This is a genomic window from Streptomyces sp. NPDC008313, assembly GCF_042956125.1.
GTDB lineage: Bacteria > Actinomycetota > Actinomycetes > Streptomycetales > Streptomycetaceae > Streptomyces.
In genome coordinates, this window is the sequence record NZ_JBIBFR010000040.1 from 12,970 (window position 1) to 32,684 (window position 19,715).

Below are 19,715 nucleotides of genomic sequence, written 5' to 3' on the forward strand. Positions count from 1 at the left end.
TTCGCGATGAAATCGCTGCCTGCTTCGTCCTGGCCGGGGCGGGCGTTTAATCACCGCGCTCTGACCGCAGCGCCTAGAGCTTTGTCTCGCTTTGATTTGATCAAGGGGGATTGCCTGCCGAATTCACGTTCCGGTCGATCTGCTACAAAGTCGCGATTCTCCTCGCGCTCAGCTATTGAACGCATGGGTCGCCCTTGCAAAATTCGACAACAGTGACCAGTTGCGGCACTGTGTGAGATCCGGAAAGTCCTTGGAAGGTGCGTGCTCTATCCGCTGAGCTGTGGGGGCTGACCTGCGTAAACCCGGCTTCCGGGCGCTGTCTCCCGGGTCGCGGGGGTTGCATGGGGAAACGCTTCCCGGTGACCGGGGGACGCGAGGGTTCCCCGATCGGACCGTACGTAGGGCCTCACATTATCTTCACGCCCCCGAAGCCTCTCGTGGAAACAATCCCGCACCTCGTCGGCGTTGGTGATCTCCGAGCCGAGGAGGGGAAGGTGCCGGGCCTGAAGCTGTTCCGCACGGACACGACGAATAGCGGCATGATTGAGGTCATGCCGCGTCTTGCTGAGATCGAAGCCGATGTGCAGGGCCTCGTCGAGACGCACATGGAGACGCTGCTGGGCGTTCGTTTCCTGGCGAGCGAGTACAGCACGGGACCGGTGCACGGGGGCCGAATCGACTCGCTCGGGCTGGACGAGAACGGCTCGCCGGTCATCGTCGAGTACAAGCGCGGCACGGATACCGGTGCCTTCTCTGAACCACGAGCCTCGTCAGTGCCGGACGACCGGGCCCGGGCAGGGAGTCGTCCGCAACCTCAGGTTCCTGGAAGGTGGTACTCCGTACGCTCGGGGTCGGGCCGGACGATGGTTCCCTCTTCGGTGAGTTCGCGCAGGATCCGGCGTGCTTCCTTCTCGCCGGCCTGCGAGGTGGCTGGCTCGTAGCCGCCGAGACGGAGTGCCAGAGCGGCGCGCGGTGGGTCCCACGTTCCGCCGAGAGCTTGTATGACTGCTGCCAGGGCTTGCTTGTGCGTTAGGGGCTTGGTCACCGTGAGTTCCTTCTCCAGGCTGGTATCGGCAGCAGTGCTGCTGGACCGGGGAGGTGGTCGGTCGCCGGCAGCGTACCGCCAGGCATTCATTGAGCTAACGCGCGTCCATGGATGCCGTCTTCTGTATCTGGCTCCTGCACTACCATCCAGAGCGATCATCGGCAGACTCGCCGGAGGGGGAGCCATGAGGAAGTGCATCGCGATGCTGGTGCTTGCTGGCGTCGTTGCCCTGACGGGGTGCGACGGGCAAGGCGGCACGGGAAGCCCGCAGAGCGACAAGGCACCTCCGTTGGCAAGTCAGCAGGGGAAGCCGTTCAAGGAGGCGGCGCTGACCGCCAAGGCGGCGGGCTACGCGACCCGCTTGGACACGGGGGCTGGAGGGCGCGATTACAGCTCCCTGGACGACCCTGAAGGCGAGTGGACCGTTTGCTGGCATGAGACGGAGCGGGTCAAGGGCGATGAGACGACGGACGGGGATTTTTGGTCTGTCCTCTTCTACATGGTCGAGGACCCCACTGACTGCGAAAGCGGCAAGCTCACGCCCGACGCCGAGCGACGGTACCGCGACATCTCGCAGGATGGTGTCTCGGCGACGGAGGGGGCCGACGACGGTGGTAGTGACTTCGCTCGCGACACCGGCCTGCCTGATCCCCAAGAGCGCAACCCCGACGGCTCCTACAAGTACAGCCTCTGTGAAGGCAGCGACCTTGCCTCTGCCGACGACTGCTATCCGTACATGGCCGAGTACGAGAAGTACCTCGAAGATCACGAGTAAGGGCTGGTCCGTTCTCATCCGGTGAACCTGCGCTCCTGGTCGATCTCTGTCCTTCAGGGTCTTCTGCGTTCTGATCCCAGACAACGTGTCTGTCAGTGGTGGGTGAAACACTGCGGCGCATGACGACACGCGATGCTTTTCATACAGCAGCACCCCGGGCTCTGGCGGACCCCGAGGTGCTGCGTGCCCGGTTGGCTGCTGTACGGACCGAGCCCACGGTGCGTCCCTTGAACGACTGGGTTCAGGATCTGCGTGCCCGGCTGGACGACGGCGAATCGGTGCCGTGGTTCGACCCCGCCTCGGGCGGTGTGGAAGCCCGGAGCCTCTTCCTGCTGGAAGCCCCCGGTCAGAAGGCCATGGGCGCTGAGACCGAGCTGCGCCGCACGGGCAGTGGGATCATCTCGGTCGACAACGACGATCTCACCGCGCGGAACTGCTGGACGCTGCGCGATGAGGCGGGCCTTCCCTACAGGGAGTCCGTGCACTGGAACGTGGTGCCGTGGTACCTCGGCACCACCACCCGAATCGCTGCTCCGGGCAAGTCCGAGATCGAGCGTGCCGCGCCCTTCCTGCACGAGGTGGTAGCGATGCTGCCTGCGCTGGAGGTGGTCATACCCATGGGACGCAAGGCTCAGGCCGGATGGGCTGCCTACCAGCAGCGCTACGCCCCAAAGGTGCACACACTTCCGACCTGGCACCCGAGCCCCCGGGTCTTCGCGTCCCGGCCCGCGGCCCGGGGGGAAGTGCTGGAGGTCTTGCAGGAGGCCGCCCGGCTGCTGAACACGGCTTGAGCTCGACAGTCCACCTGCATCCGTCGCGGTGCCGCGCGGCCTTCAGGCTGCGAGGCACCGCGACGGGCGCAAGTTAGTGCTCTGCCTTCTTCCGGTGCACGCGGATGCTGGCGGGCGCGCCCACGTACTCGCACTCCGGGCACTCTTCCCATGCACCTGCGTGGACGGCCTTCGCGGTCACCGAGTGCCCTGGGCCGTATCCGTGCTTGTGAAGGAGCTGCGGGACGGATGAGCCGTATTCGGCAGCGAGGAGGGCGGCTTCGGCGACTTTGTCGTGGCCGCGTGCGAAGAAGGACCCGATTCCCACTTCCGTACCGCAGCCGCACCAGCAGGTTCCCGTGGGGATGAGACGAGGCAGTTCCTTCTTTGTCATAAGATCAAGGTACCCCCTCAAGGAGGGCGATTAAGGAGAAGCTTCAAGGTTGGCTTTCTTGTTGCTGTCCGTGATGCGCTTGATGTCGGGCATTCCGAGCGCCACCAGCTGGCTGGCACCTGCGTTGTCGACCTTCAGGAGTTTCTCTCTTACGCCTGCGAGACTGACCTGGAGCCCTTCGACCTCACCGAACCATCCTTCATCCTCGGCCTCGGTGATGCGGGCGATGAGGTTGTCCCGGATCTCCACAAGACGGTCCCGTTGTGCGGGGTCGGGCCAGAGCATCGGGCAACGGACGCAGGCGTGTTCGTGGATGCACGGGGTGGCGAAGGCTCGTCCGCATGTTCCGACGGAGACTTTGCGGCGCTCGAAGTGGCCGAGGAACTCCTGCCATTCTTCGTCGGTGGGGACGCGGTATTCCTCGCTCGGGCGAAGGAACCGGCGGCGGGCGAGGAAGGCCATGTGCGCCTGGATCGCCTCTTCGGGGTAGACGGCCTTGTAACCGAGAGTCACGTTGATGTCCTGGTGGCCTGCGATCACCTGGGCGATGTGTGGGGGCAGCCCGTTGAGGATGGCGTCGGTGATGAACAGCCTGCGGAAGTCGTGCGGTGTGTAGCGAAGCGGGGCCCCGGTGAAGTCGGTCAGGCCCGTTTCGGTGAGGGCCTCGTCGAGCATGGTGCGAACGGTTTCATCGGTGAACGCGCAGTCCTCACCGCGGATGCGTCGCTGGAACAGCAGCGGGGCCGGCTCCTGCCACGCACATTCGCGGCGGTCGTAGGAGCGGACCAGGGGAACGGCGCCGGTGGCCTTTCGGGCGCGGCAGATGATCGCGCTGAGGACGTCGGCGAGCTCTGGGCTGACCAGCAGCAGCCGCTCGGTATCCGTCTTGGACGGGACGATCTGAAGGAGGGGGACGAGTTCACCGGTGGTGGGCAGCCGGTATTGGACCAGGCTGTGGTGGCTGAGTTCCAGCAGTTCCTCGATGCGGATGCCGGTGGCCCGCAGGACCTCGACTACGGCCCAGGTCCAGAAGGCCCTCTCGTCCTCGAGTCCCAGATCGCGGCGTTTTCCGGTGTGCGGGTCCTCGACCCAGATCCTGCCGGCTGTTCCGTGCGGAACCACGGCGCGTACGAGTTGCTGACCGGCAGCGGTGAACACCTCGCCGGGGCCGGCATGCCGGGCGGTTTCCAGTACTGCGGCAGCGTCCTTGCGACGCTGGTCGACCGTGCGGACGAGGATCGGCAGAACCGGCAGGCGCTCGCGGGTGCGGGCGTCCATCCTCGCTTTGCGCCGCCGTTGTACTTTGCGGTTCTCCAGCTCGTCAGCCCTGACCGGGCTCGGTGCCACCCACGGGCCCCAGCGGCCGGGGTCTTCCAGTGCCCACTGGGCGAGATCGAGGTAGAAGGCCCGCACGTGGGTGAGCGTGTCCCGGTGGTTGAGCCTCTCGACCTTCGTATTCGTGCGCCGGCCGTCGGAGCCGGTAACGGTCGTGTCCTTGGTACGCATCCTCTGCTTCCACTGCCCGATGATGTCCGGGGCGAGGCGAAGGCTGTCGGCGTCCGGGTGATGGTGTTCGATGTCCTGCCAGAAGCGCTTGCCGAGGTGGTAGGAGAGAGACTTCAAGCTGTTGTAGTCCAGAGCGGGCTGGCGTTCACGGAGATAGTCCACCAGCAGGTCACGGACGGGACGGCAGCGCAGTCCGTAGCGGTCGACCAGTCCCTCGGGGGTCCGCTGTCCTCGGTTGCGGACCTCGCGCAGATTCTGCGGGGCCGCCTCTCCCAGGGCTCCGAGCTGGTGCAGCAGCCGGTAGAACACTTCCGTCCCCGCCGTCATCCGCTTGAGAACCCTGGCCTGAACCTCAAAGAGCTCCAGGACGTCGCCGACGGTGATCCCGGTCAGCATGCCGCCCTTGGCCGCGAGGATGAGGGCACTGCGGCAGAGAGCCGCGCTGACGGCACCAGACCGCACGTCCTGGACTGACGCGCCCAGCACCCGCAAGCGCTCGAACCCGTGAGGGTCGCGGCTGCGGGCCATAGAGCGGACCAGGACCCCTTGCCGGCTGGCCCCCGCCGCCAGCCAGTCCACCGACGGACGCAGAAGATCAGCACTGATCACTGTCGTCAGGGCCCGGCCCACCACCGGCATCCGCCAAGCTGCCTTGAGACCGCGCTCGTGCAGCCACTGCATGATCACCGGCCGCCAGGCGGCGCCGGCTCGCTCGATGCCGCTGGCCAGCCACCGATCCTGCCAGGTCTGTCCGGGCTGGTCTTCCAGCCAGTCCAGCACCATGACAATACCGTGCTTGTGGTGCAGCTCGCTGCCGGCGTTCTCCAGAGTGAAAGGCGGACGGGACAGCAGCCGGGCCACCTCAGTGCGGGAGCGCTCGGCGCCCGGCCAGATGTCCGGAACGGTCCGGGCGGGAAAACGCTGCTGGGCTGCCATGGAACGGGTGAGTTGAGGCTCCAATCCAGCGGCCGGTGCGGAACCGGCACGCGCCAACGAAGTGATGGTCACCGGGCACCAGCTCCGAACAGCACATCGAGACTTTCCGGCCGATAGTCAGCTGCCGGAGGCGGGGCGACACGGCCGGCTGCCTGACGCCTCTGCTCGGCGTGGTGGGCCAACAGGCGCCGAATCACCACCTCCTTGCGAGGCGTGAGGTAAAGCTGCGTCGTGGTCAACTGAGCGTGACCAAGGACGAACTGGACATCTGTGAGAGGGAGGCTGGGGTCCTCGGACATCCGGTAGGCGGCGGTGTGCCGCAGCGCGTGCAGCGTCGCGGAAGTCCCTGCCTTGGCGTTCGCCCGCTCGAACATGCGGTGAACCGCGTGGTAGGTCAACGGCCTCGACGGCGAGCGCAGGGTCCACCACAGCGGGAGACGCCGCCCGCGCGGGATCGCATCGTCCATCTCCAGCTGATAGAGCCGCAGCCAGACGAACGCGTCGGCCGAGGCAGGCAGTTCCTGGACCTCGCCGGTGCCCTTGCGGACGACCGAGATCAGCTGACGCCCCGGATCGGCGCCGGCTTGCCAGGTGCTGAGCAGTTCGCTGGCCCGTGCACCGGTGGAGACGTAGAAGGCAACCAGAGCCCGGTCCCGGTGCGAAGGGAGACGGGCGAAGATCTCGTTGAACTCCTCGTCAGGGACGCTGCGGGGCACCCGCTTGGGCACTCTCGGCCGGTAGAGCCCGGCGCGTTCGTTCCGGGCCGGATCCATCGGGTTGCGATGGGCGTGAGCCCGACGGCCGCGACGTGCTCGGTCCAGCGGAAACGGGTTGAGGACCGGCCCGGTGCCGACGTCGCGGTGGAAGTCGTAGAAGGTCCGCAGCACTGTCTCGCTGTGCGCTCGCACCGACGGTGCGTACGGCTTGCCCCCTGCGACCCACCGGCCCGCTTCGCTCGGACGTCGCCAGTGCGGACGCCTCGGCTGCCCGGCGACCTGAAGCCAGCGGGAGAAGTCCCTCGCCTCGATCCGGCTCGCTCGGTCCCACGGAACCTCGATAGCCCACAGGAATCGAAACCAGCGCAACATGTCCATCCCATAGGAGCGGGCCGTCGCCGCCGAACGGCCGGCTCCCTGCAACTCCCGTAGGAAAGCGCGAGCTCCCTCGACCGGCTTACTGGCAAGGTCGACGAGCCGGTAGGGCTCCCACGGATCATCCATGGCCACCAGTTCCCCGACCAGGGGGACGGACAGAGCCGCCAAGTCTCGAGATGCCTCCATGGCCGACTCAACGACAACCCCGCCACAAGGTCACTGACCTGCGAAAACTCCGCCGATAGTTCAATCAACAGGTCATCAACCAGGGGTTGTTCTACCTCTCGTGGCTGATGGACCACCGGGCGGAGTTCGAGCACCTGGTCCGCGACCGGCTCGGGGTGACGGCCGCGTCCCAGGTCCTGTGGAGCGGCCCGCGCCTGATCTGCATCGCCGGCGACTTCACCCGCTACGACGCGCATGCCGTGCGTGAGCACCGGAGGTCGATCGACCTGGTCCGCTACCGACTCTTCGGCAGGGACCTGCTCGGGCTTGAGACCGTGGCCTCCGTGAGCGGTAGCGGGGAGGTGGCCCGCCGGGCACAGCGCGGGGCGGTTGCTCGGGCGGCGGCCGATGTCCAGGGCGCGGCGATGGTGGAGTTGGCGGGCGCAGTCGACGAGGTCCTGCTCGGGCTCGGGGACGGCGTGAACCGGGTTGAGCGCAAGACCTACCGGGCGTATCAGCGGCTGCGGAACTTCGCCTGCCTGTGCCCGCCGCAGCGCAGCAAGCTGCTGGTCTACCTGAAGGTCGACCCGAAGGAGGTCGACCTTGTTCCGGGCTTCACCCGGGACGTGTCCGGTCTCGGTCACCACGGGACGGGTGATCTGGAGGTGCAGCTCCGTACGCCGAGGGACGTGGAGCGGGCGCAGGATCTGTTCCGGGCAAGCTACGCGGCGGCATGATCGGAGGCCACCGCCTGCTTCCTGGCGGGCTGCGCTTCGTGTCGTGTCTGCGGTCGTGGGCGAGGGCCTTTCGACGTCCGGGCAGGGAGTGGCGGTGGACTATCTATGGTGCGCGGGATCGCCGGTTTGGCCAACCGGCGATCCCGCGCAATGTTGCCCCGCCTCGTGTGGGCCGATGATCAGCGTGAACGGCTGGCGGATCGGCCGGCCGTGACCGCCGGAGCCGCTGGCGCACTGGCGGCGAGGCGGGTCCTGTGCTCGGGGCCCAGCTGGGCCTGGCGCGTGCCGGTCTCATGGGCGAGGGACCCAGAGAGACCCGCCAGCAGTGAACTCGGGGTGTACGGGGACGCGCTGATGGCCCAGGTGGGCCGGTCCGGACCAGGGCCGGCCCAGATGGTCCAGGTGGCCAGGTTCTGACTCGCGTGTTGTGCGGCGAAGGCGTCGAACTGGACGCCCGCGTCCCCGTCGGGGGCCGTCCAGCGGATCCATCGCCTGTCCACGGTGTGCTTCCATCCGGCGTCGGAGAGCGGCTGGGTGGCCGAGGTGACCATCTTCTCGTCCACCGGGGCGCCGATGACCGTGTCCCAGCCGTCGCCGTTGGCGAGGTGGATCAGCAGATCCTGCAGCACCGGGGCGGGGGTGGCGCCGGTCGCGGTGAGGACCCACATGCGGTCGGAGACGGGTGTCTCGTAGGCGGCTACGGTCCATGCGGTCTCGTGGGCGGGGGTTTCGTGGACGCGCTCGATACGCAGGGTCTGCGACTCGTGGATGGCGTGCGTCGTGTCATCCGACCAGGTCCGCCACTTCCCGAACTCGCCGTGTGTGTCGAGGAAGGTGTCGAGGAGGGCGTCGTGGTCGCCGGCATCGGCCAGGTAGACGGGGACGGTCTCCGGCTCCGGACGTGAGGGTTCGGGCTTGGTTGTGGTGACGTCGAAGACGGAACGGGCTTCGATGGCGGCGCGTTCGGTGTCGGTCAGGGGTGCTGGGCCGGGGCGCATCTCGGCTGCGTGGGCCTTCTCGAAGGCGAGGAGGGCCTGGGCGGGTGAGTCGAAGGTGTCGGCGACCTGGCGCAGGTGGTCCTCGCCGTGCAGGTAAACGGACTTGCCGCCTGGGTGGAGGTATGTGCCGACCGCGACGGTGGTGTGGCCGTCGTGGGCGTGGGCGTGGATGAGGAGCTGGCCGTGGCGGATGTCGTCGTGGATCTTCTGCGCCTGGTTGGAGACCTCGCGGATTTCGCTGCGGGTGCACCAGGGCATCGGGTAGTTCGCCCAGGTCCATTCCTCGTCGATGGCCTCCTGGAGCCGAGGGGTGATCTCGACGGTGATGCCTTCGGCGATCAGGTGCTTGGCGGCGTCAGCGGCCCAGTAGGGCTCCTCGTGATCGATGCGGGCCAGGACCAGGATGTTGTCGGCGGCGGCGCTCCAGTCGGCAGCCTCCAGAGCCATGAGAGCGACGTGGGCCTGGCTGCCGGTTAGGATGGCCTGCACGGCGCTCGGGTGAGTGGGGTGGGTGTCGAGGCGGACGTGGGCGTCGATGGCGGGAGTCATGTGGGGGTCTCGTCTCTTCTGCCGGTGCCCGGGCCTTGGGGTCCGGCCACCGGTGTACGCGGGGGGCTATCGGGTTGCCCGTGTGGACCGGGTGACGTGCGCGACCGTGGTGGTCGGCGGGCCGGCGCGGGTGGTGGGCGCCGGTCGCCGCCGCTGTGTCGTGGTGGCTCCGGTGGCGTGCTGCCAGCGGGTGCGGACGGCGGCGATGTCGGCGAGGGCACGGCGGGCGCCGACGACGAGCTGGAACGGGGTGTTCGCCGGGTCACCTGCGTACGCCTCGATCAGCCGACCGGTGCGCTCAGCCGTGGCTAGGAGAGAGCGCTGCAGGGCGCGCTCGCCCCAGTGCTCGACGGAACCGGCCGGTTCGGCCAGCAGGCGGAGGATCTCGCCTGGTTCACTGCCGTCGTCCAGCAGGCCGCGCTGCTGGGCTTCCCACAGAACCGTGACGGGGTCGACGGGCTCGCGGCGGCGGGCCAGGGCGGTCAGGCACTGCCACAGGCCGGCGTGCAGTGGCAGGGTGAGGTCGTCGGGGAGCAGCCACCGGATGGCTTCGATGTCGGAGGGGTAGGCCGTGGCGGTGGCGAGCAGTATCTGCTCCTCCTCGACGGCCTCTGCGGGGTCGGGGGCGGCGGGCGGCGGCGGTGCCGTGGTGCGGGGCAGTACGCCTGCGCGTGGCGGGAAGCGGTTGGCGATGTCGTCCACTACCGCGGCGAGCGCATCGGCCTCGGCGAGAACCGTCTGGACGGGGTGCGGGAGGGAGACGTCGTGGACGGTGTGGACGAGGCGTTCGGCGGCCGTCAGCAGGCGGCGGCGGGCGTGCTCGGCCTCGACCATCCGGGCGTAGGCGGGGGCGTGGCTGGGCCAGGGGCAGACCTGGACGAGGGTGTGCAGGTAGGAGGCGGTGAGTCCGCGCGCCTGCTCCCGGCCTGTGGCGAGCACGCGGTCGAGCCACTTGGTGTTCTTCGCGTGCTCGGCGGGGTCGGGCGGCGGCAGGGAGGTGATCGCGGCGTACAAGGTGGCGTGCGCGGCGGTGGAGAACGAGTCGGCGGCGATGCCGGTCACGTTGCTGAGACGGTGCGGATCGAGGAGGAGGGCCCCGAGCAGGGCCTGCTCCACGTGGAACACCGGCTGGGGCGGTGCGATGGCGTCGAGGTCGTCTTCGTCGGGTTCGGGGGCGTGGGGCATCAGACGGCGAGGGTGAAGTCGTCGGGGTGGAGGGTGACGCCGAGGTGTGGGGCGAGGAGGTGGCCGGCGAGCAGCGGGGGCACGGCGTTGCCGATCTGGGAGAACTGCTGGCCCTTGTTGCCGGCCCAGGGATAGTCGGCGGGGAAGGTCTGCAGGATGCCTGCCTCGCGGGCGGTGATCCGGATCGGCTCGGGAACCGCTGGCGCGTCGACATCCATGGCCGGCGGTGAGGCGGGCTCGGCGATCCAAGTGCACTCGTTCGCGCGGTGCCCGAAGAACAGCGTGCCGGCCGGCTCGGACAGTGGACGGACGGTGGCGTTTGCCTGGTTGTTGCTGCGCAGGGACCAGGACCAGCGGTGGGCCTCAGCGGTGAACGTCGGCGTCGGAGCGTCGGCGGCCCGGTTCTCGCGGGTGCCGTGCCGGGCCGCCCATCCGGCGCCTTCACGACGGGACTGCAGGACCACTCCGTCCGGCCGGGGCATCCAGGTGCCGCGCTCACGGGCGTCGGACAGCGTCTTGCGGGAGCCCGAGGGGAACGGTTCGGGTCCGCCGCCGGGTCCACCGCCCGCGCAGACGGTGGGGACGGGCCGGTCGGTTGCGCCCCATCCCAGGGCCTCGGCCATGCTGACCCAGCGGGCGCGGCCCGGACCGAACAGCGACTCCGGTTCGGCGAATTGGGAGTGCGTGGGGGTAGGAGGCTGCGCCGTACGGACGCGGGAGGCCAGGAGTATCGCCCGCTTCCTGGTCTGCGGGACGCCGAAGTCGGCCGCGTTGAGGATCCCGTACCAGACGGAGAACCCCCACCCGCGCAGGACGGCCGCGTACTGCTTCCACAAGGGCAGGACGTGCGGCACTTCCTCCATGGCGACCCAGTCGGGCTCGCCGACCGTGTTCAGGGCGTACAGATAGCGCATCGGCTCGGCTGCGAGCAGGGAGCGCTCGTCACGGCATGCGGCGAGGAGGCGTTCGCGGGAGTCGCGTCCGGCGGCCAGGTCCTCGACCGCCGCGTGCACCAGCGGCTGGTCGAGCAGGCCGAGGCGTTTGCCGGCCATGCTCCACGCCTGGCACGGAGGGGAAGCGATCATTCCGCGGGTGCGGCCGATGAAGGGCCAGGTCGGATACATTGCCACGTCGGTGCGGATCGTCAACTGCCCAGCCGCAGCCCGGGTCTTGCACGCCCACTCGTCCCATTCCAGCCCGATGTCGCGCACGCCGAGGACGTGCAGTGCCCTGCTCCAGCCGCCCGGCCCCGCGAAGAGGTCGAGTATCACGTGGCCAGCCCCAAGTCGGACTGTGTCGGCGCGTGCTTCGCCACGGCGCGGGCGGTGATCGCCTGCGAGGCGCGGGCGGACGCCGCGGACAGCTCCTCCGCGCCGGGCTCCCGGTACCACGGCCGAAGGTCGAGCATGGCGGCGCGCATGCCGGTGGCGAAGCAGAGCGCGGTTCCCTTGGGCAGGGCTCGGATCGCGTCGGTGGGCAAGATCCGCTCCTGCCGCATCGACACCGACGTGCTCTTTCCGGACTCTGAGTGCGAGGTGGACGTGGTCTCCACGTCGTGGTCACCGATCAGGCGGCTGAGCTTGTCCGCGAAGTCCGGGTCGTCAATACCGCTGCCGATCACCTTGACAGTCGAGGCGGACCACATGGCGTCCATGCCCGCGTCTCCCCAGACCTTCTGGCCCTGGCGGTAGGACTGCAGGATCGTGATCGGGATGATCCCGCGGCTGCCGAGGTGGGAGTACAGGTCTGGCAAGTCGCTGATCTTGCACACGTTGGCGGCCTCGTCGAGGATCGCCAGCATGGGCGGATCCAGGCGTCCGCCGGCACGTTCGGCCTGCGCGGTCGCGGCCCGCATCACCGAGTCCGCGCACGCGGCGATCAGCGCCGAGGCTCCGCCGCCACCGTCCTTGCTGAGTAGGAACAGCGTGTCGGTGGACGTGACGAACTGCTCCGGCCGGAATTCCGGGACGTCCTTCTGCGGCGTCACCCACCCAGCGATTTCCGCGTTCAGGAGCGCGGAGGCGTATTGCCGGGCTGTCTCGTAGATACCGTCCCTCGTTTCCGGGGGGCCTTCGATGGTGCCCTTGAGCTGAGCGGCGACGGCGGCGAAGTCGTGGTCGCGCAGGATGTCCAGCGGAGTGCGGTCGGCGGGGAAGGCGAGCCACTGCATGATGTCGGTGATGGGCCGCTCGTCGAGTGCCGCGGCCAAGAGCAGCTGGGACAAGATGTTGCTGCCGGCCTTCGACCAGAAGTCGCCCTGCTGGGAGGCGTCCACCGAGGCCGCGAGGAAGTGTCCGGCCAGACGGTTCGCCCCGTCCAAGGTGGTCGCGCTGGCGAGAGGGTTCCACCACATCTCGCGGGCGGCATGCGCGATCTGCTGTGGATCCATGGTCCACACCGCCCCCACCCGGGCCCTTGCCTCGTAGGCGGTGGTGAAGGCGTCGCCGGCAGCCTTGTTCGACGTCAGCAGGACCGGGCCGGGTGCGCCGAGCATGGACGGGATGGCGAGCGAGGTGGTCTTGCCGGACCGGGGCGCCATGATCGCGACGGCGACGTCCTCGAACCCCATCCGTACCTCGTGGCGGCTGCCCTGCAGGTTGCCGAGAAGGATGCCGGTGTCCTTCGCGTCGATGTGCTTGCTGTCCTTCAGGCTGGGGCGCAGGGAGCGGGCTTTGTCGGTGATCGCCTTGGCCATCAGCGGCTCGATGTCCCGGGCCTTGGCCATGTCGGTGATCTTCTTCCGGCTGCCGCTTCGGTTGTTGTGCCGGGCCCACAGGACGCCAGCCCCTGCCCCGAGAGCGAGGAGCAGGAGAACGGGGACGATGCGGGCACCGATCAGCAGGGACGTTTCTCCTGCGTCGGACCAGACCTGCTCGGGGCGGAGCAGGGCGTTGGTCGGCTGGTAGGGGGCCCAGCTGGTGCCGGTGAGGTAGGCGGTGATGTTGCCGGACAGCCAGGCCAGGTGGGACAGGGGGACGACGACGGCGAGCACCCCAAGGAGGAGGCGCAGGAAGAGGTCGTATCCGTCGGTGTTGCTGCTGGAGGAGGGAGGGGGCAAGGGCTATGTGCTTCCGGGCGGGGAGGGAGGGGTAGCGGCTGCGGCCGTGCCTGGGCGGCGCTGGCCGTGAGGGGATCGAGGCCGTCGGCGTGGTGGTGTGTCGGGCGGGAGCGAGTGAACGCGGTCTTCCAGCGCGCCGGCGACGTACACGGCGAGCACGTCGGTCGTCCGGCGGATGACGACGTTCGGGTCGAGGGTCGGCAGACTGCGCCCGCTGTCGGTGCGGTGCACGGGCTTCGGATCGCCGAGCGCGGCGACAAGGTGTGGCGGAGTGTGCGCACCGAAGCGGGCCTGCCAGACCGTCTGGTGCATGCCGAGGGTGACCGTGACGAACCAGGCTTCCGGATCAGCCGGTGTTCCCAGCCGCTCGACGTACGCCGTCTTGTCGGGGGAAGCAAGGCCGTTGTCACCGTACGGTGACCAGCCAGCCTGCCCGGAGCGCTCCGTACGGGTGGTCGCAAGGCGCGTCAGCGGCTGGGGCCGGGTCGGTGAGGCGTCGATGAAGGCGGCGATCAGTTTGACGGCCGTGCGGGCGCCGAAGCTGGCGTACCAGGCGGGCCGGTCCGGCTCGGCGACGTGGTGCAGGGTCACCACTGGTCGTCGGGGTCGGGCTACAGGCGCAGGAGGGCCTTCTGGTCGGGGCTGGAGAGCAGGACGCGTGGCATCAGGGGGTCGTTGCCGTGGCTCCATCTGCAGGCACGGTGGAGGGGAACGGTGATCCAGGCGGGGTCACCGCCGCCGGCGAGGCGGCGCGGGGTGATGAAGTCGACCTCAACGGTCTCGGGAGTCGGGGCCCTAGTCACTTCCGTGCCGCGGTTCGTCGCACGGGTGCGAGGGCAGGCATGGGAACCAGGGATGAGGGGGCCTTGCGGGCTGCGGTGTTGATCTCCCGGAGCGCTTTGCCGTGGGTGGCCCAGTCGTCGAGGTAGCTCCAGGATTCGGCGTGATGTTCGGCGAGGGCGTCGTCGAATTCGGCGGTGCCGGGCTTGGCGGTGGCGGGCAGGGCGTCGCGGGTGAGCAGCCATTGCTCGTGCAGTTCGTCGAGACGGTCGAGGGCCGTGTGCAGGACGCCCAGCTGGTATACCCAGCGGCTCCGCACCGTGTTCTCCGGCAGTTGGGCCAGCTGTGTCTCGGCGGTCGCCAGCAGGTGCCGGGCGCCGTAGCGGAGCGGCTCGAACGCCTCGGCGGTGTCGGCATCGCGCTGGCTCTTGCGCATGCCGTAGGCGTGGTCGTCGTAGGGCCAGCCGTCGAGGCCCGTGTGCTCGTCGGAGTAGGCGTCCCAGGCGTCGAGGATCTTCTGGCTGTCCCGCACGTAGTGGTCGAGGCGGCGCAGGAAGTCGCGGTGTGCGTGGTGGTCTCGGGAGATGGGGAGGGGTCCTGTCAGGTCAGCGGCGAGCGGCCGGCTGCGCGGTACTGGCGTGCGCCGGGATCGTCGCGGGTTTCGTCTGCTGGCGGCGGGCTGAACGTGCCTGGGCGCGCAGATGCTTGATGCGCGTGGCGTGGGCGTCGACCACCTGCTGCGGGCGCAGCGGGCTGGGCTCCTGTACGGCGCTGTAGTGGCCGGTGCGTTCGAGCATGCCGCGCTGGAGCGGGCTGCGGTCGGTCAGCGCGGTGAGGAACGCGCTGACCAGGTGAGCGGGGGTGTGCTCGTCGAGGTAGGCGTGCCAGAGGCGCGGGCCGGGAAACTCACCGTGGCCGGGCTCGCGGGTCTCGATGTGCCAGGACGACCGGTCGTGGAATTCGCTTAACGGCCGCAGTTCGATGTGGCACATGGAGTCCGGCGAGCGTGCGCCGTCTGGCTCGTGGTGCCATCCTGCCGAGGTCACCTGCTGCCACGGGTCCGGCTGCTTTGGCGGCGGGGCGGTGAGGGCGTCGGTGAAGGCGGCTAGGAGCTCGGCGGGCACGAGTTCGCCGAACTCGGCGTACCAGCCGGGCTCGGTGCCGACGGGCTCCGCCCGTAGCCGCCACCACGCCGAGGCGCGGGACTGCGGTTCGAACTGGAGCCGGTGGCGAAGGTCAGGGCTTGCCAGGATGATCTCGGCGCTCAGGGGGTCGGAGACGGCGTTCCATCCGGCGGCGGCCAGGCCGTGGGTGACGTGGCGGGCGTCTCCGGGGCCGGCGAGGTGGCGGGGGCTGGTGTCGTACGGGATCTGCACGGCGTGCTTGTCGGCGAAGGCGGCGAGCTGCCGTTCGCTCAGCGGCACCAGCAGCACCCCTGCTCGCCCGTCGGCGAACTGCCGTACAGGTCACGGAGATCGTCCAGCACGTAGTGGAGGGTGTGCTGGTCGGCCAGTTCCCACGCGGCGGTGCGCAGCTCGGTGATCAGCAGGTCGCCCTGCGCCGTGCGCGGCGCGTCCTGATTCTCCTGTACGGCGCGGGCGAGGGCGCGCAGCGTGTCGGCGAACTGAACGGGTAGGCCCGTGTACTCGTCGAGGAGGGGCTCGACGAGGGCGAGGGCTTCTGCGGGGTCGGGGTTCTCGCGCAGGTAGTCGGTGAGGTCCGCGAGCGTTTCGGTCAGGGTACGGATGGTGTCCGGGGTGAGTGCGGGCATCGGGCTCCTCGGGGCGGGCTATTGCGGTCAGCGGCGGGTGCGTGTGCCGCCGGCCGGGGTGTAGGGGCGGGCGCTGGTGCGCGGCCTGGTGCTGCGGGCGCTGTTGCGGGCCCAGGTGGCGGCGCGGGCGGCCGTGATGCGGGCCTGCTGCCACGCACTGAGCTGGGAGGGCTTCACGGACACCGACCAGGTACGGATCTGCGTGCTCATCGGCACGCTTCCGCGTGGGCGCATCACGGGGTCTGGGCTGGCGAGTTCGGTGGAGAAGGCTTGCACCAGGTGCATCGGGGTGTTCGGCGTGAAGTTGGCCGTCCAGCCGTTGCCCTGCTTGTCCTGCGCTCCGGTCCACCACATCGCCGCCCCGTCGGGGCTTTGCCGGTACTGCATCCACGCGGTGCCGTCGGGGCTCGTCGCCATGTAGTCCTGGCCCTCGAAGCGCGTGTGCCAGTTCTGCTCCTGCAGCCGGGCCCAGACGTTGGGGGCGTGGGCGGAGCGGGGGCGGGTGAGGGCGTCGGTCAGGCCGGCGACGATCTCCACCGGTGCTTGCCTGCCCAGGTGGGCAGACCACTCGCCGTTCGCTCCGTCTGCGTGGCCGTGGATGGTCCATCCGCCGGGGAGGACGTAGGGGTCGTAGGCGACGCGGACGGTGCGGTCCGGGCTCTCCATGTGCAGGGGGCCGCCCGTCTTGGACTTGTCCCGCCAGCCGGAGGCGCGCAGGAACTCCGAGACGTGCCGGACGTCGCCGCCGCCGGCCAGGGCGCGGGGCTGGACGAGGTAGTGCTGCTCGGCCTGCTCGTCGGGTCCCCAGCCCTGCCCCTGCTTCTTCTTCACTGGCGGCGCCGGACGACGAGCGGTGCGGGTGCCGGGGGCTTTGCCGCCGTAGTGGCGGGCTGGGCGCCGACGCGCTGGAGGGTGTCTTTGTGTTCGTCCAGGTCGAGGGTGATGTCGCCGAGTTCGTTCGAGGCACGGCCCAGGGCGAGCCACACCTCCGCGGGGAGCGCGCCTCGCTCTGCCTGGTCCTTGGCGAACACGCTGCCGGTGGCGACGAGGTGTGTGACGCCGCCGAGGACTCCGGTGTCCGGGTCGAGCACGCGGGCGATGACCTGAGCGGCCTGGGGCGGGGGAAGCTGAGAGAGGTGGTCGGCGAGCTGGCCGAGCTGGCGGGTGATCTCGTCGGCCAGTCTCACCGGGTAGGGGGCGGGGTGGGACATGCTCCTCCGGGGCGGTGGACGGTCAGTGGTGGTGGCGGTGCCCGACGCGCTGTGTCTCGGCGAGGGCGGCCTCCGGGCGGGCGCCGGCCAGCGGGGAGGTGCGGTCGGGGCCGGTCGGAATACAGGCGCGCAGATAGCGGCGGAAGAGGGCCGTGGCGAGTCGGGGCTTGAGCCGGTTGCTGATCGGTGGGGGTGTGCGGGTTGCTACGGGTTTCTCCGGGTCTCGGGTGGTGAGGCGGCGGCCCCGGCGCGGTGCCGGGACCGCCCAGGCGCCTTACGGGGTGCGGCGGGCCGGGGTTGGAGGCGAGGGGGAGCCGATCGGTGCCTGTTGCCGCACGGCAGGGCGGCCCGCTCGGGTGCGCAGGTCCTGCATGGCCTGCCGGTAGGCGGATTCGTCGAAGACTTCGGGCGTGCAGTTGACCTCGTACCCGGCCAGGAGCAGGACGGGGATGGCGCGGGTTGCCAGCCGCTTCTGCTCGCCGGCGTCGAGGTGTTCGGGCACGGTGTGCCAGATGTAGAGCGGCGCGTCCGTGGGGTATGCGTGGCGTTCCAGGCCGAGGTGTTCCAGCAGGTCGTGGAGCTGGGCGGGGGCGCCCGTTGGGGTGTCGGCGTGGATGGTGGTCGTCAGGGCCTTGATGTAGATCTCGACGTCCGTGCCATATTCGTCGGCCAGGTTGGCCATGTGGTTCTCCGGGGTCAGCGGCGGCGGGATTCCGCGGACTGGGCGCGGCTCGGCGGTGGTGAGGTAGTGGCCGGCCGCTGCGCAGGGCGCGCGGCGTGGTTGCGGGCGTGGAGGATGGCGCGCGCGGCCTCGCTCATTGAGGTGGCGGTGCTTCCGAGCCGTGCGATGGGATCGGGTTCCCCGGCGGGCGCGGCCCCTTGGAAGTCGCTGGCGGTGATCCAGGCGCGGACGACGACCTCTCTGGCGAGGGGCAGCAGCCCGTGGACGGGGGCAGCGACCTCGGTCAGGACCTCGGCCACCTCGTTGCTGGTTGTGGCGGCTGCGGCTCGCTCAGCGAGGCTCGCCAGGTAGCGCAGGGCGGCCTCACGTTCACCGTCCGGTGCGACCAGCATGTTCAGCGTGGGGTCGAGGTGGACGCTGTGCCCGGCGGCGAGCAGGGCGTGCGAGGCTGCGGTCGCCTTCCGGCGCTGCTGCTCGACGGGCAGGCCGTGTGGAAGCCGGTGATAGTCGCCGTGCGGTCCGGGAGCGGAGAGGAAGCCGCCGGTTCGCTGGAGGATGTCCGCAGCCTTGTCGGTGCCGCCGATGGCCACGACCAGGTCGGTTCGGGGGTCCTTGGTGATGGTGACGTACTCCAGAACCGGCTCCGTCTGCATCACCGAGACGGGGTGGCCGGCGTACGGAGACCCGCCGGGACGGGCGGCACGGAAGCGGCGGCGGTGGGCGCGGTCCGGCCTGCGGGATGCTGCAGAGCGGTGCCGATGCCGAGCGCGTCGAGGCGCTGGCCGATCTCGCGCAGGGCGCGGGCCTGGGCCTGGGTGTCGTCACCACTCAGGCGGTAGATGCCACTCTGCGGGTCCTGGACGAAGCCATGGGCCATGAGGACAGCGCTGGCGCGGTCGTCGGCAGGGGCAGTGGCGATGCTGCCGTCCGGCTGCCAGGTCAGGACGACCCGGTCCGGCTGGGAGGGCTGGATGCCGCCCAGGGCGTTGTGGCGGACCTGGGCGAGGGCGCTGTCGTATCGGGCGAGCAGGTCGCCGGCAACTTGCTCGGCGCTCAGGAACGGGTCATCGGCCAGGGCGATGCCGTTGGGCTCGGGAACGCCGCGGAACGCCTCGTCGGGCAGGGCGTGCGGAGCGACGGCGGCGATGAGGAAGCCGTCGCGCTCGTCGTGCCGGTCCAGAAGGACGAGCTGCGCACCGTCCTGTCGGCTCAGGACGGCGGCCTGCTGCAGGGGGTGCTCGGCGAGAGAGGCAGCGACCAGGTCCAGGTCCCAGATGCGGTTGGCGAGTTCGGCGAGGTCGTCCTTGGCGTCGGCCGGCAGGTGGGAGCTGGTCCAACTGTCGGGGAGTTCGCCGGCGAGAACGTCGGCGTACGAGGCGAGGCGCTCGGAGGTGTCGTGGTCGTGCATGGTGTCCTTGGGCGAGGTGGGAGTCAGCGGCGCAGTCCGGCGGCCATCGGGGGCGGCGGGGCCGGGAGGGTGCGCGGCGGTGGCGGGCAGGCGCACACGGCAGAGCGCTCTTGCTCGGTTGACGGGACTTCCCCGGTGCAGGTGCTGCGGCCGGGGTGCGGGGCATGCCGGTCGGCGAGCTGGTTGCGGGTCTCGGCGAGGTCGGTACGGATGACGCGAAGGTGCTCGTCGGCGAGGTAGCGCAGCCGCCGGGCGATGTAGGGGTCGGCCGCCTGGCCGAGCCCGTCGTGGAAGTCGGCGGTGGCGGTGAGGACTTCCTCCAGCGCGGCGAGGACGCCGTCGTGGGCGGCGGTCAGCTCAGTCAGCGCATCGGCCGCCTCGTCCGTAGTGGCGGCCTCGCGAAGGCGCTCGGCGACGTGGGCAACGGAGGATCCCAGCGGCAGGTAGCTGGCCGGACGCGAGTCGGTGTCGAAGTCCGCGTCGCAGTCGACGTGGTATCCGGCCGCCCGCAGGCGGGCCACGGCGTCGGTGGCGAGACGGGACTCGTCGTCCTCCGCTAGGGCCTGTCTGATGTTGTGATCACTGGGTGGCCTGGAGGCTGCGGATCCAGAGGAGTGCCGCGCGGAGTTCGAGGCCGGCTTGGTAATTGGC

General features: G+C 69.7%; 19 protein-coding genes and 2 pseudogenes. 4 read left to right on the plus strand and 17 right to left on the minus strand.

The window, feature by feature from the left end:
* Positions 1 to 494: 494 nt before the first annotated feature.
* From ACFY93_RS33140 to ACFY93_RS33150, 3 genes and pseudogenes are all read left to right on the plus strand, one after another.
* A pseudogene (locus ACFY93_RS33140) lies at positions 495 to 758 on the plus strand (transporter); the annotation flags it as partial.
* Positions 759 to 1,046: 288 nt separating this feature from the next.
* The gene (locus tag ACFY93_RS33145; RefSeq protein WP_391365629.1) at positions 1,047 to 1,820 is read left to right on the plus strand and encodes a hypothetical protein; all 774 of its coding nucleotides are present in this window, start codon (positions 1,047 to 1,049) and stop codon (positions 1,818 to 1,820) included.
* Between the two features lie 119 nt (positions 1,821 to 1,939).
* Positions 1,940 to 2,611: a uracil-DNA glycosylase family protein gene (locus ACFY93_RS33150; protein ID WP_391365630.1), complete on the plus strand. Its 672-nt coding sequence runs from the start codon at positions 1,940 to 1,942 to the stop codon at positions 2,609 to 2,611.
* A 403-nt stretch (positions 2,612 to 3,014) separates the two neighbouring features.
* Here ACFY93_RS33150 and ACFY93_RS33155 read toward each other — a convergent pair whose 3' ends face one another.
* Entirely contained in the window at positions 3,015 to 5,426 is a 2,412-nt protein-coding gene (locus ACFY93_RS33155) for a tyrosine-type recombinase/integrase (protein WP_391365631.1), read from the minus strand.
* 68 nt (positions 5,427 to 5,494) lie between these two features.
* On the minus strand, positions 5,495 to 6,688 hold the full coding sequence (locus tag ACFY93_RS33160) for a tyrosine-type recombinase/integrase (protein WP_391365632.1): 1,194 nt from the start codon (positions 6,686 to 6,688) through the stop codon (positions 5,495 to 5,497).
* Positions 6,689 to 6,777: 89 nt separating this feature from the next.
* Between ACFY93_RS33160 and ACFY93_RS33165 the strand changes: the two are divergent.
* Positions 6,778 to 7,422 (plus strand): annotated as a pseudogene (locus ACFY93_RS33165) (DUF5655 domain-containing protein); the annotation flags it as partial.
* Positions 7,423 to 7,601: 179 nt separating this feature from the next.
* Here ACFY93_RS33165 and ACFY93_RS33170 read toward each other — a convergent pair.
* From ACFY93_RS33170 to ACFY93_RS33240, 15 genes are all read right to left on the minus strand, one after another.
* Positions 7,602 to 8,969, minus strand: coding sequence for a DUF317 domain-containing protein (locus tag ACFY93_RS33170; RefSeq protein WP_391365633.1), 1,368 nt, complete (start codon positions 8,967 to 8,969; stop codon positions 7,602 to 7,604).
* Between the two features lie 66 nt (positions 8,970 to 9,035).
* Entirely contained in the window at positions 9,036 to 10,154 is a 1,119-nt protein-coding gene (locus tag ACFY93_RS33175) for a DnaB-like helicase N-terminal domain-containing protein (RefSeq protein WP_391365634.1), read from the minus strand.
* Positions 10,154 to 11,425, minus strand: a complete 1,272-nt coding sequence (locus ACFY93_RS33180) for a DNA cytosine methyltransferase (protein ID WP_112438352.1) — start codon at positions 11,423 to 11,425, stop codon at positions 10,154 to 10,156. The genes ACFY93_RS33175 and ACFY93_RS33180 overlap by 1 nt, the downstream gene beginning before the upstream one ends.
* Positions 11,422 to 13,212 (minus strand): TraM recognition domain-containing protein, encoded by a 1,791-nt coding sequence (locus ACFY93_RS33185; RefSeq protein WP_391365635.1) that lies wholly within the window; start codon positions 13,210 to 13,212, stop codon positions 11,422 to 11,424. The genes ACFY93_RS33180 and ACFY93_RS33185 overlap by 4 nt, the downstream gene beginning before the upstream one ends.
* A 3-nt stretch (positions 13,213 to 13,215) precedes the next feature.
* A complete protein-coding gene (locus ACFY93_RS33190; protein WP_391365636.1) occupies positions 13,216 to 13,803 on the minus strand; it encodes a DUF317 domain-containing protein in 588 nt (195 codons plus the stop codon).
* A gap of 20 nt (positions 13,804 to 13,823) precedes the next feature.
* Positions 13,824 to 14,015, minus strand: a complete 192-nt coding sequence (locus ACFY93_RS33195) for a hypothetical protein (RefSeq protein WP_391365637.1) — start codon at positions 14,013 to 14,015, stop codon at positions 13,824 to 13,826.
* Positions 14,012 to 14,524: a hypothetical protein gene (locus tag ACFY93_RS33200; protein ID WP_391365638.1), complete on the minus strand. Its 513-nt coding sequence runs from the start codon at positions 14,522 to 14,524 to the stop codon at positions 14,012 to 14,014. Before ACFY93_RS33200 ends, ACFY93_RS33195 begins: the two co-directional genes overlap by 4 nt.
* Before the next feature lie 73 nt (positions 14,525 to 14,597).
* Positions 14,598 to 15,416: a DUF317 domain-containing protein gene (locus ACFY93_RS33205; protein ID WP_391365639.1), complete on the minus strand. Its 819-nt coding sequence runs from the start codon at positions 15,414 to 15,416 to the stop codon at positions 14,598 to 14,600.
* Positions 15,407 to 15,763 (minus strand): hypothetical protein, encoded by a 357-nt coding sequence (locus tag ACFY93_RS33210; protein ID WP_391365640.1) that lies wholly within the window; start codon positions 15,761 to 15,763, stop codon positions 15,407 to 15,409. The genes ACFY93_RS33205 and ACFY93_RS33210 overlap by 10 nt, the downstream gene beginning before the upstream one ends.
* Positions 15,764 to 15,790: 27 nt before the next feature.
* Entirely contained in the window at positions 15,791 to 16,594 is an 804-nt protein-coding gene (locus tag ACFY93_RS33215) for a DUF317 domain-containing protein (RefSeq protein WP_391365641.1), read from the minus strand.
* Complete coding sequence (locus tag ACFY93_RS33220) at positions 16,591 to 16,974, minus strand: hypothetical protein (RefSeq protein ID WP_391365642.1); 384 nt, start codon at positions 16,972 to 16,974, stop codon at positions 16,591 to 16,593. The genes ACFY93_RS33215 and ACFY93_RS33220 overlap by 4 nt, the downstream gene beginning before the upstream one ends.
* Positions 16,975 to 17,248: 274 nt before the next feature.
* A complete protein-coding gene (locus tag ACFY93_RS33225) occupies positions 17,249 to 17,656 on the minus strand; it encodes a hypothetical protein (RefSeq protein ID WP_391365643.1) in 408 nt (135 codons plus the stop codon).
* A 14-nt stretch (positions 17,657 to 17,670) separates the two neighbouring features.
* Positions 17,671 to 18,309 carry a hypothetical protein gene (locus tag ACFY93_RS33230; protein WP_391365644.1) on the minus strand — a complete coding sequence of 213 codons (639 nt, stop codon included), beginning with the start codon at positions 18,307 to 18,309 and terminating at the stop codon, positions 17,671 to 17,673.
* Positions 18,309 to 19,064: a hypothetical protein gene (locus tag ACFY93_RS33235; RefSeq protein WP_391365646.1), complete on the minus strand. Its 756-nt coding sequence runs from the start codon at positions 19,062 to 19,064 to the stop codon at positions 18,309 to 18,311. The genes ACFY93_RS33230 and ACFY93_RS33235 overlap by 1 nt, the downstream gene beginning before the upstream one ends.
* 23 nt (positions 19,065 to 19,087) lie before the next feature.
* The coding region (locus ACFY93_RS33240) for a hypothetical protein (RefSeq protein ID WP_391365648.1) at positions 19,088 to 19,715 on the minus strand (628 nt) is incomplete at its 5' end.

Bases quoted from the DNA above. Each gene is read 5' to 3' on its own strand.
- ACFY93_RS33150 (WP_391365630.1), top strand. From the start codon at position 1,940: ATGACGACACGCGATGCTTTTCATACAGCAGCACCCCGGGCTCTGGCG.
- ACFY93_RS33155 (WP_391365631.1), bottom strand. From the start codon at position 5,426: ATGGCAGCCCAGCAGCGTTTTCCCGCCCGGACCGTTCCGGACATCTGG.
- ACFY93_RS33170 (WP_391365633.1), bottom strand. From the start codon at position 8,969: ATGACTCCCGCCATCGACGCCCACGTCCGCCTCGACACCCACCCCACT.
- ACFY93_RS33175 (WP_391365634.1), bottom strand. From the start codon at position 10,154: ATGCCCCACGCCCCCGAACCCGACGAAGACGACCTCGACGCCATCGCA.
- ACFY93_RS33210 (WP_391365640.1), bottom strand. From the start codon at position 15,763: ATGCCCGCACTCACCCCGGACACCATCCGTACCCTGACCGAAACGCTC.
- ACFY93_RS33220 (WP_391365642.1), bottom strand. From the start codon at position 16,974: ATGTCCCACCCCGCCCCCTACCCGGTGAGACTGGCCGACGAGATCACC.
- ACFY93_RS33225 (WP_391365643.1), bottom strand. From the start codon at position 17,656: ATGGCCAACCTGGCCGACGAATATGGCACGGACGTCGAGATCTACATC.
- ACFY93_RS33230 (WP_391365644.1), bottom strand. From the start codon at position 18,309: ATGCAGACGGAGCCGGTTCTGGAGTACGTCACCATCACCAAGGACCCC.
- ACFY93_RS33235 (WP_391365646.1), bottom strand. From the start codon at position 19,064: ATGCACGACCACGACACCTCCGAGCGCCTCGCCTCGTACGCCGACGTT.